At 69.8% G+C, this 9,844-nt stretch carries 10 protein-coding genes and 1 pseudogene; 8 read left to right on the top strand and 3 right to left on the bottom strand.

All coding sequences use genetic code 11. From position 1 onward, the window contains the following. The 6 genes and pseudogenes from AC1DZ6_RS11460 to AC1DZ6_RS11435 form a co-directional block, all read left to right on the top strand. A pseudogene (locus AC1DZ6_RS11460) lies at positions 1 to 179 on the top strand (amino acid ABC transporter permease); the annotation flags it as partial. Continuing rightward, positions 176 to 943 (top strand): amino acid ABC transporter ATP-binding protein, encoded by a 768-nt coding sequence (locus AC1DZ6_RS11455; protein ID WP_477097306.1) that lies wholly within the window; start codon positions 176 to 178, stop codon positions 941 to 943. The pseudogene AC1DZ6_RS11460 and the gene AC1DZ6_RS11455, both read left to right, overlap by 4 nt. A gap of 62 nt (positions 944 to 1,005) precedes the next feature. Next, entirely contained in the window at positions 1,006 to 1,308 is a 303-nt protein-coding gene (locus AC1DZ6_RS11450; RefSeq protein WP_477097305.1) for a hypothetical protein, read from the top strand. A gap of 145 nt (positions 1,309 to 1,453) precedes the next feature. Further along, entirely contained in the window at positions 1,454 to 3,529 is a 2,076-nt protein-coding gene (gene recG / locus AC1DZ6_RS11445; RefSeq protein WP_477097304.1) for an ATP-dependent DNA helicase RecG, read from the top strand. A 57-nt stretch (positions 3,530 to 3,586) separates the two neighbouring features. Further along, positions 3,587 to 4,564 (top strand): phosphotransferase family protein, encoded by a 978-nt coding sequence (locus tag AC1DZ6_RS11440; protein WP_477097307.1) that lies wholly within the window; start codon positions 3,587 to 3,589, stop codon positions 4,562 to 4,564. Further along, positions 4,561 to 4,947 (top strand): DUF6285 domain-containing protein, encoded by a 387-nt coding sequence (locus AC1DZ6_RS11435; protein ID WP_477097303.1) that lies wholly within the window; start codon positions 4,561 to 4,563, stop codon positions 4,945 to 4,947. The genes AC1DZ6_RS11440 and AC1DZ6_RS11435 overlap by 4 nt, the downstream gene beginning before the upstream one ends. Before the next feature lie 139 nt (positions 4,948 to 5,086). On the opposite strand, the gene AC1DZ6_RS11430 is transcribed toward AC1DZ6_RS11435, so the two are convergent. Then, the gene (locus AC1DZ6_RS11430; protein ID WP_477097302.1) at positions 5,087 to 6,220 is read right to left on the bottom strand and encodes a DUF3089 domain-containing protein; all 1,134 of its coding nucleotides are present in this window, start codon (positions 6,218 to 6,220) and stop codon (positions 5,087 to 5,089) included. 51 nt (positions 6,221 to 6,271) lie between these two features. Further along, complete coding sequence (locus tag AC1DZ6_RS11425) at positions 6,272 to 7,474, bottom strand: acetyl-CoA acetyltransferase (protein ID WP_477097301.1); 1,203 nt, start codon at positions 7,472 to 7,474, stop codon at positions 6,272 to 6,274. A gap of 63 nt (positions 7,475 to 7,537) precedes the next feature. Between AC1DZ6_RS11425 and AC1DZ6_RS11420 the strand changes: the two genes are divergently transcribed. Together AC1DZ6_RS11420 and AC1DZ6_RS11415 are read left to right on the top strand one after the other, a co-directional pair. After that, positions 7,538 to 7,804, top strand: a complete 267-nt coding sequence (locus AC1DZ6_RS11420; RefSeq protein WP_477097300.1) for a type II toxin-antitoxin system VapB family antitoxin — start codon at positions 7,538 to 7,540, stop codon at positions 7,802 to 7,804. After that, a complete protein-coding gene (locus AC1DZ6_RS11415) occupies positions 7,801 to 8,184 on the top strand; it encodes a type II toxin-antitoxin system VapC family toxin (protein WP_477097299.1) in 384 nt (127 codons plus the stop codon). The genes AC1DZ6_RS11420 and AC1DZ6_RS11415 overlap by 4 nt, the downstream gene beginning before the upstream one ends. 7 nt (positions 8,185 to 8,191) lie before the next feature. Here the strand turns inward: AC1DZ6_RS11415 and AC1DZ6_RS11410 are convergent, their stop codons facing one another. Then, positions 8,192 to 9,679, bottom strand: coding sequence for a hydroxymethylglutaryl-CoA synthase family protein (locus AC1DZ6_RS11410; protein ID WP_477097298.1), 1,488 nt, complete (start codon positions 9,677 to 9,679; stop codon positions 8,192 to 8,194). Positions 9,680 to 9,844: the final 165 nt, after the last annotated feature.

The following is a 9,844-nucleotide window of genomic DNA, read 5'->3' as shown; positions in this document are numbered from 1 at the left end:
CCTCCCTGGCCGCCACGATCCAGGTGCCCGAGCTGTTCCGCCAGGCCCAACTGATCACCGCCCGGACCTACGAGATCTTCGCGATGTATCTGGCGGCCGCCGCCCTCTACTGGATCCTCTCCAGCCTCCTGGCCCTGGGCCAGACCCGGCTGGAACGCCAGGCGGAGGGCCGCCGATGACCACCACCTTGGGGAGCGCGATCGACGCCAAGGGCCTGATCAAGCGCTTCGGCGACACGGCCGTGCTGAACGGCGTGGACCTGACCGTAACGCCCGGCGAGGTGGTCGCCGTGATCGGCCCCAGCGGCTCGGGCAAGAGCACCCTGCTGCGCTGCCTGGCGGGGCTGGAGCTGATCGACGGCGGAACCCTGACCGTGGCCGGTGTCACATCCTCGTATGGGGCGGGATCCAAGCCGCCCCTGGCCCGCGCCCTGAAGGGCCGGGTCGGGTTCGTCTTCCAGAGCTTCAACTTGTTCCCGCACCGCACCGCCCTGCAGAACGTCGCCGAGGGGCTGATCGTCGTGCGCGGGGTGAAACCGGCCGCCGCCTACGACAAGGCCCGGGCCCTGCTGACGAAGGTGGGCCTGGCCCATCGCATCGACGCCTACCCCCGCGAGCTGTCCGGCGGCCAGCAGCAGCGCTGCGCCATCGCCCGGGCCCTGGCCATGGATCCGGAGGTCATTCTGTTCGACGAACCGACCTCGGCGCTGGACCCGGAACTGGTCGGCGAGGTGCTGACGGTGATCCGCGATCTGGCCGCCGAGAAGCGGACGATGGTCATCGTGACCCACCAGATGGACTTCGCCCGCGATGTTGCCGATCGGACGCTGTTCATGGATGACGGCGTTATAATTGAACAAGGCCCTTCCGCCGAAGTGCTTGGTTCGCCTAAGGAAGAGCGTACGCGGCGATTCCTCAGCAAGGTGAGCGGCCTAAGGTCATAATTTGGCCTCCGGCGCCCCTCACCTCCTCTCCGCCGACGCCGTGTGCTGTGAGGCGAGGTCCAGTGAAACCCTATATCGATCTGCAAGGCGCATCGGGCGCTGTCTACCGTTACAAGCTGGCCGAGGATCGCGATCCTCGGACGACGATTGCTGGCAATTTCGTGTTCGTCGATGCGGCGGGCAGCATCGTCTATGCGGGCGAGGCCAACAATCTGCACGGGGCGGGCAGCCGCTTCCCCGAGGCGGCCCTGAAGCACAAGGCCGAGTACCTCTACACGCGCCTGAACGTCTCCGGCGCCTCGCGTTCGGACGAACTGCAGGACATCCTGGCCGCCGCGAAACCGGCCATGAACAAGGGCGACTAGCGCCCTTTCCGGATCTCCCGGGACGACGGAAACGTCGGCCCGGGATCCGTCCGACCTTTTACGGTCGAGCTTACCTCCCAATTCGGCACGAAAAGAGAACACGGCGGCGTCCACATCTGGCGCAGGCTTCGCTATGGTGGCGTCAATGCGCCCCGAGATTCTCTTTCCGCTGTTCACGCCGGTCTCCACGCTGAAGGGCGTGGGGCCGCGCGTCGCGCCGCTGGTCGAGCGCCTGGCGGGGCCGCTCGTCCGTGACGTGCTGTTCACGCCGCCGCAAAGCCTGATCCGTCGCACGGCCACCACCTCGGACCGCGCGATCGACGGCCAGGTCCAGACCTTCCTGGTCACCATCGACGCCCACATGCCGCCGCAGCGCTCGGGCCAGCCCTGGCGGATCCGCGCCTGGGACGAGCACGGCTTCGTCACCCTGACCTGGTTCAAGGGCCACGGCCCGCACCTGGAGCGCCAGCATCCGGTCGGCGCCAAGCGCGCGGTCAGCGGCAAGGTCGAGCGCTACGGCAACGAGATCCAGGTCGCCCACCCCGACTATCTGCTCGAAGCCGACAAGCTGGCCGACATTCCGCCGGTCGAGGCGGTGTATCCCGCCACCGCCGGCCTGCCCTCGCGCACCTTCCGCAAGTTCGCCCAGGAGGCCCTCGAGCGCGCCGCCGACCTGCCCGAATGGCAGGATCCGGCCTGGCTGACCCGCGAGGGCTTTCCGGCCTGGCGCGAGGCCCTGGCGCTGCTGCACGGCCCGCAGGCCGAGATCGACCTGTCGCCGATGTCGGCGGCCCGCCGCCGCCTCGGCTATGACGAACTGCTGGCTCACCAGTTGGCCCTGGCCCAACGCAAGGCCGGCAAGCGCTCGCACCCCGCCCCGCGCATCCACGCCGGCCCGCTGTCGGACGCCGTCGAGAAGGCCCTGCCCTTCAAGCTGACCGGCGCCCAGATCCGCGCCCTGTCCGAGGTGCGCGGCGACATGGCCAGCGGCGAGCGGATGGGTCGGCTGCTGCAGGGCGACGTCGGCTCGGGCAAGACCGTGGTGGCCATGCTGGCCATGGCCGACGCCGCCGCCAGCGGCTTGCAGTCGGCCCTGATGGCGCCGACCGAGATCCTGGCCCGCCAGCACTACGAAACCCTGGCCCCGTCGCTGGAGGCCCAAGGCCTGGCGGTGATCCTGCTGACCGGCCGCGACAAGGGCGCGGCCCGGGCCTCGAAGCTGGCCAAGCTGGCCGACGGCTCTGCCGCCGTGGCCGTGGGCACCCACGCCCTGTTCCAGGACGACGTCGCGTTCAAGGCCCTGGGCCTGACGATCATCGACGAACAGCACCGCTTCGGCGTCAACGAACGCAAACGTCTGCAGGACAAGGGTGAAGGCGCCCACCTGGTCGCCATGTCGGCCACCCCGATCCCGCGCACCCTGGAGCTGACCGTGTTCGGCGACCTGGACGTCTCGCGGATCGACGAGAAGCCGCCGGGCCGCACGCCCGTGGCCACCCGCGCCGCCCCGACCCCGCGCATCCCCGAGATCATCGCCCGGCTGAAGGCCGCCGCCGAGGCCGGGGCCCAGGCCTTCTGGATCTGCCCGCTGGTCTCGGAGTCCGAGAAGATCGACCTGCGCGACGCCGAGCAGCGGGCCGCCAGCCTCCGCCAGGCCATCGGCCCCAGCGTCGGCCYGGTCCACGGCCAGATGCCCGCCGCGGAGAAGGACGCGGTCATGGCCGACTTCGTCGACGGCAAAGTCAGCGTACTGGTGGCCACCACCGTGGTCGAGGTCGGGGTCAACGTGCCCAACGCCAGCATCATGGTCATCGAGCACGCCGACCGTTTCGGCCTGGCCCAGCTTCACCAACTTCGCGGCCGCGTGGGTCGCGGCTCGCGCGAGAGCTCCTGCGTGCTGCTCTACGACCCGCCGTTGTCCGAGGTCGCCCAGCAACGGCTCGACATCCTGCGCCGCTCCGACGACGGCTTCGAGATCGCCGAGAAGGACCTGGAGTTGCGCGGCGGCGGCGACCCGCTGGGCCTCAAGCAGAGCGGCTTCCCCGCCTACAGGCTGGCCGACCCGGTCGCCCACCGCGACCTGATCGCCGTGGCCGCCGACGACGCCCGCCTGATCCTGGCCCGCGACCCGGACCTGACCTCGCCACGCGGCCAGGCGGTGCGGACCCTGCAGGAACTGTTCGACTGGAAGGCCGCCTCGCCCCTGAACGACGCGGGATAGACAAGTCGGCAAAGTCGGCTTGAATGACGCTGGGTGAGGCGAAGGAGGCTGGCGACCRTGGAAGTCCCCGCCGCCCTCTCCGCCCTCGCTCCGCGCCTGTCGCCCGGCGCGACGACCGCGCTGAACGCTCGCCGGCTGTCGGGCGGGGCCAGCCTCGAGACCTGGGCGTTCGACCTCGACGACGGGACGCCGCTGATCCTGCGACGCCGCCCCTCCGGCGGCGCGATGAGCACCGCCGCCCTGCCCTTGTCCACCGAAGCCGCCCTCCTGGCCGCCGTCGCGCCCCAGGGCGCGCCCGTGCCCGAGGTGGTCCGCGTCTGCGAGCCCGCCGACGGCCTGGGCGAGGCCTATGTCATGCGCCGGCTGGAGGGCGAGACCCTGGGCAAGCGGATCGTCCGCGACGAGGCCTTCGCCGCCGTCCGCCCCGGCCTGGCCCGGCGCTGCGGCGAGGTGCTGGCGGCGATCCACGCCACGCCGCTAGAGGGACTGCCGCCCCTGGAGACCTCCGACGCCGCCAGCGAACTGGCCCGCTACGAGGCGGTCTATCGCCAGTCGGGCGCCAGGCGGCCGGTGTTCGAGGCCGCCTTCCGCTGGCTGGCCGATCGCGCCCCGCCGCTGGACCGGCCGGTGCTGGTGCATGGCGACTTTCGCAACGGCAACCTGATGATCGATCCAGCGAGAGGCCTGGTCGGGGTGCTGGACTGGGAGCTGGCCCATCTGGGCGACCCGGCCGAGGACCTGGGCTGGATCTGCGTCAATTCCTGGCGGTTCGGGCAATGGCGCAGCCCGGTCGGCGGGTTCGGCGACTACCAGGACCTGCTGGACGGCCATGCGGCGGCCGGCGGCGCGCCGGTCTCGCTGGACCGGCTGCTGTTCTGGCAGGCCCTGGGCTCGCTGAAATGGGGCGTCATGTGCCTGATGATGTACTTGAGCTTCGCCTCGGGCGCGGATCGCTCCATCGAGCGGGCGATGATCGGACGGCGGGCCAGCGAAACCGAGATCGACCTGGTGCTGCTGATGGAGGCCGCGTCGTGATCACCCACCCGACCGCCGCCGAACTGACCCAGGCCCTGGCCGCCGTCGAGCCTGCCCCCCCAGGCGACGCTCGCGGCGCCTTCATCGCTCGGGTCGCCGACAACGCCCGCGCGACCCTGGAGCGCGAGTCGGCCCTGGGACCGGCGGCCGAAGCGGCAGCGGTCGGACGGCTGCGGGCCCTGCTGAGCCTGGACGGGGATTTCGAGACGCTGAACGCCGAGCTCTGCGCGCGGCTGGCGGATGGCCGCCTGGCCCCGCTGGACCCGGCGGTGCTGGCGCACCTGAGGGCCAGCGTCGTGGATCGGGTCGCGATCGACCAGCCCACCTWTTGGGGCTTGGCGGCGCTGGAGGCTCAATCCAAMCGCGCCGAGTCTTCCCACTGAACCGCTCATCCCGGCGAATGCCGGGACCAAGATGGAAAGGCTTTAGGGGCGACGCCATCAGCGTTGAGCCTTTCCAATCAGCCACACAACCATGGGATGGGTCCCGGCATTCGCCGGGATGAGCGGATTCAAGGGGTGGCTATTGGGGAGTCGCGGCAACTGCCCCGCGCTTCTTCAACGCCGCCACCCGCGCCGACGCGTCCGCCTCGATGTCCGCCCAGAACAGGTTGAACCCATCCACCTTGCGGCGGTCGGTCCACGAGCCGCTGTCGCGCAGCGAGGTCGATTTCGGCCTGCCCGTATGCAGCAGGCCGTTCTCGCACTGGGCCCAGACCTGGCGCTTCAGCAGGGCCGGCCGCGAGCCCCACTCCAACCCCGTGGCGTTGACCGCGCCGAGGTTCAGCTTGGCCGGGGCGCGGATTTCGCTGCGCGCGCCCAGCAGCGGATTGACGCAGAGCGGCCGGCGGCCGTCCATCGTGACCAGCTCGCCGCCGCCGTTCCAGACCAGCGACCGGTTGGTCAGCTCCTGGGCCCGCTGGAAGTCGCCGTCCGTCAGCGACGCCCAGGCGACCACGCAGCCGGCCTCGTCGCGGCGGCCGCAGGCCGGGACGACCGCGCCGGGACCGTACTCGTCGGCCGGGACCACGGTCTCGATCAGATAGACCCCCGCCAGTCGGCTTCGCAGCGCCGGATTGGGGATGATCTCCTCGTTCAGCAGCCGCCCGGCCAGGACGCCGCCCTGCTCCACCCCGACCAGCACGATCGGCCGTCCGCCGTTGTCGTAGCGCAGATAGTGGCGGAAGGCGTCGCGGACGTCGTCATAGGCGAAGCGCCGCGCGTCCCGGGCGTCGTCTCGCAACGTCAGGAAGGTGTAGAGGCTGGCCTGGCGATAGTGCGGCGCGAAGATCCGCCCGACCCGGGCGAACGGGGCGGCGTAGTTGGGCAGCATCACCCGGGCCAGGTCGCGCGTGGCCTTGGGCTGGTCGAACGGCGCGTTCCAGTCGCGGCCGCCGTCATAGCTGGTGGGATGCACGAAGAACACGTCGGCCGCGCCTCTGCCCGCCGCGCCGGCCTGGGGCCGCAGCGCCCAGGCGTCCGACTTGGCGTAGTTCGGGGCCGGCGGCGGATCATAGGTCTGGAACGGGATCTTCGGGTCCAGCGTCGTGCGCAGAATGTCGTAGCGCCAGTAGAACGCCGCCGCCAGGACGAGCGCCAGGAACAGCACCGCCCCCGCGAAGATCCAGCGCTTGAAACCCTTGAAGCGGTCGGCCATGGCCCCTGGTTACACGAAGCCGCCGCGTCGCGCGAGACGGCGCGAAACCCCTTACGCGCCTTCCTGTCCGATGATCGCCACCGAGCAGACATTGCTGGCCGGCGCGCCGCCCAGATTGTGGGTCATGCCGAACACCGGGTCCTTCAGCTGGCGCTCGCCCGCCCTGCCCTGGAGCTGCAGGTACATCTCGTAGAGCATCCGCAGGCCCGAGGCCCCGATCGGGTGGCCGAAGCACTTCAGCCCGCCGTCGATCTGGCACGGCAGGCCCCCGTCGGCGTCGTAGAAGCCGTCCATCACGTCGCGCCAGCCCTGGCCCTCGGGCGAGATGAACAGGTCTTCCATGGTCACCAGCTCGGTGATCGAGAAGCAGTCATGCACCTCCATCATCGAGATCTGCTCGCGCGGCCGCTCGATGCCGGCCTCGCGATAGGCCTTGCCGGCGGCGATGCGGGCGGTGTGGAAGTAGCTGCCGTCCCAGCCGTTGTACTGGCTCTCGTAGCCGTTGGAGACCGACAGCTGCAGGGCCTTGACCATGGTCAGGTTCTTCTTGCCCAGCGCCCGGGCGATCTCCGGCGTGGTGACGATGGCCGCGGCCGCCCCGTCCGACACGCCGCAGCAGTCGAACAGGCCCAGGGGCTCGGCGATCATCGGGGCGTTCAGCACCTGCTCCTCGGTGACGGCCTTGCGCAGGTGGGCCTTCGGGTTCTTGGCGCCGTTGGCGTGGCTCTTGACCGAGACGTGGGCGATGGCCCGCTTGAGGTCCTCGCGCGAGACCCCGTGCTTGGCGCGGTAGGCGCTGGCCAGCTGGGCGAAGTTGCCGGGGGCCGAGCCGTTGGGAATGATCTGCGGCGCCAGCGTGCCGGGATTGCCGACCGGCAGACCGCCATAGCCGGTGTCCTTCAGCTTCTCGACGCCCACGGCGATGGCGATGTCGGCCGCGCCCGCCGCCACGGCGTAGACCGCGCCCCGGAAGGCTTCGGAGCCCGAGGCGCAGAAGTTCTCCACCCGGGTGACGGCGATGTTGGGCAGGCGCAGGGCGATCGACAGCGGCGTACCGCCCTTGCCCGTGCCCAGCTCGTCGACATGGGTCGAGAACCAGGCCGCGTCCAGCTGGCTGGGCTCGATGCCGGCGTCGGCCATGGCCTCGATATAGGCCTCGACCATCAGGTCGTCGGGGCCGGCGTCCCAACGCTCGCCGAACTTGCTGCAGCCCATCCCCAGGATGGCGACCTTGTCGCGGATGCCCTTGGCCATGGTGGTTCTCCCTAGGTCTGGCTCGGCTTTGTGGCCGTATTGATCGGGTGTAGGTTGTGCGACATGACCCGGCACATCCTCAGCGACGAAACAGATCGAATGGCCCGGCAATTGGCCGAGCGGACAGGCGAAAGCCTGGCCGATACGGTGACTATCGCTTTGCAGGAACGGCTTGACCGAACGCCCGTGCGTGAGGTCGAGACCCCTGAGGAGCGCGAGGCGCGGATCTTACGCATTCGCGAGATCCAGCGGCGCGTTAGGGCGGCGCCGATCCTGGAAGCGGGCGCCGACGAAGAGCTGGTGTATGACGCGGACGGCCTGCCCAGGTGATCGTCGTTGACACCTCGGCCCTGATCGCGATCTTCCAAGGCGAACCGGAAGCCGAGAGCTTCCTGCAATTGCTCTTCGACAAGCCCGGGCTCATTTCGGCGCCGAGCCGGTTGGAGGCCTTCGTCGTGGTCACGCGACGGCATGGCGATGAAAAGGCGGCCGACCTTAGCGCGGTCATCTCCGATCTGAAGCTCACGACCGTCGCCTTCGACGACGAGCTGACCGAACTGGCCGAGCAAGCCTTCAAGAGATACAGGCGTGGCCGCCACGGCCTGAACTACGGTGACTGCTTCAGCTACGCCCTCGCCAAGGCGCGCGACCTGCCGCTGTTGTTCAAGGGCAACGACTTCGCCGCCACAGACGTGAAGCGCGCGATCTGACATCGAGTTATTCCGCCGCCAAGACAGCTTTGGCGGCGATCGCCGCGCGGTCCGGCGCGGCTTTCCAGAAGTAGCGGACGAAGCCGCGCTTCTCGTCGACATCCTTGATGCGGAACACCATCTTGACCGGCAGGCCGCTGTCGACCTCGCCCTGTTCGACGTCGGTGATGTCCATCATGATCCGGCCGCCGCCCTCGAAGACGATCATGCCGTAATGGTTGGGCGGACTCATCGAGAAGGTCAGGAAGTCGGCCGAGTAGCTGAGCACCGACGCCTTGCGCTCGGCAAAGCGGTACGGCTCCTGGGTGTCGACGGCCGGATTGTTGGGCGCGACGGAGATGCGGGTGCGCGGGAACTGGACCACGCCCGTCTCGCGGCAGCGGCCGCCGACCAGGCCCAGAATCATGTCCTGGTTCCGGTAAAGCGTGGTCAGGGCCGTCTTGTTGTCCTTCTCGGCCCGCATGCCCTTGTCCCAATCGACCAGGCCGTTGAAGGTGAGGAACTTCAGATAGTTGAGCTCTTCTCTTCGATCGGCCAACGCGCCGGTGACGCCGCGCGCCGGGCGAGCGCTCGCGACCCCGTCGCCGACCCGAAACACCAGCGCCTCGGCGCCCTGGCCGAACTGGGCGACCAGGATGACGTCGCCCGGCTGGGCGTCTTCCAAGGCGTGGGCCAGCATCAGCGGACCGTGGGCRCAGCCGGCCTCGCCCAGGGTCAGGGCCAGGTTGTCGCGCACCGCCTCGGGGGCGATCCCCACCGTCTTGGCCAGGCTGGCGGCCATGCCCGCGAAGGTGGACGGGAAGCAAAAATGCTTGACGTCGTCGGGGGTTAGGCCGGAAACCTCCAGCGCTCGGCGGATGGCCGGCGGGACCAGTTTGACGATCCCTTCGTCGCGGATCCAACGCTCCTCCCAGCCGTAGTCGAACTCACTGTCAGCGCCGCGGAAGTGGTCGACGAAGTCGTCGGTGATGCTGCCCCGACCCAGGAACTGCGCCGCAACGGCGTCGGTCGAGATCACGAACGCCGCCGCGCCGTCGCCGTTGTCGAGTTCCTGGCTGGACGCCGCGCGAGCGCGGCGGTGCTCGCCGGTCGCCACCAGGGCTCGCTGGCTTGCCCCGCCCTGCACCGCCGCCAGGGCCTGGCCCAGGGCCGCGAGGCCGCAGCGCTGCGAGCCGGTGACGTCGGCCGAGGCGATGGCCTTCTCCAGCGTCAGGGCGGCGGCGACGACGCCGGCGTTCTGGCGGTCGACGAACGGCGCCGTCGTGGAGGCGAAATAAAGAGCGTCGATGGCCGAGCGGTCGTCGTCCGGCCCCAGGGCGTCGCGGGCGGCCTCGACCGCCATGGTCAGGGCGTCCTCGTCCCAGTTGGCCATCGACCGCTCGCCCTTGGCCTTGGCCCGCAGGTTCGGCGCGACCCAGGCATTGGCCTGGGTCACCGCCTTGCGGCTGAGGCGAAGGCGCGGCGCATAGGCCCCCCAGGCGGCGATGCCGACCATGTTCCACTCCCTGACCGACGCCCGTCTCGGCGACTTATCAGCGGTTAGCTTACGCTCGCGGAAGGGGTCGGCAAGTGTGACGTGGCGTCAGTCGTGCGTCCTTCGAGGCCCGCTGCGCGGGCGCCTCAGGATGAGGAATTCAGGAGCAATCCAACGGTCCTCATC

The organism is Caulobacter sp. P1_B12_2, assembly GCF_056406675.1.
The sequence above is the reverse complement of the archived record's forward strand: the minus strand, read 5'-3'. Positions and strand labels throughout refer to the sequence as shown.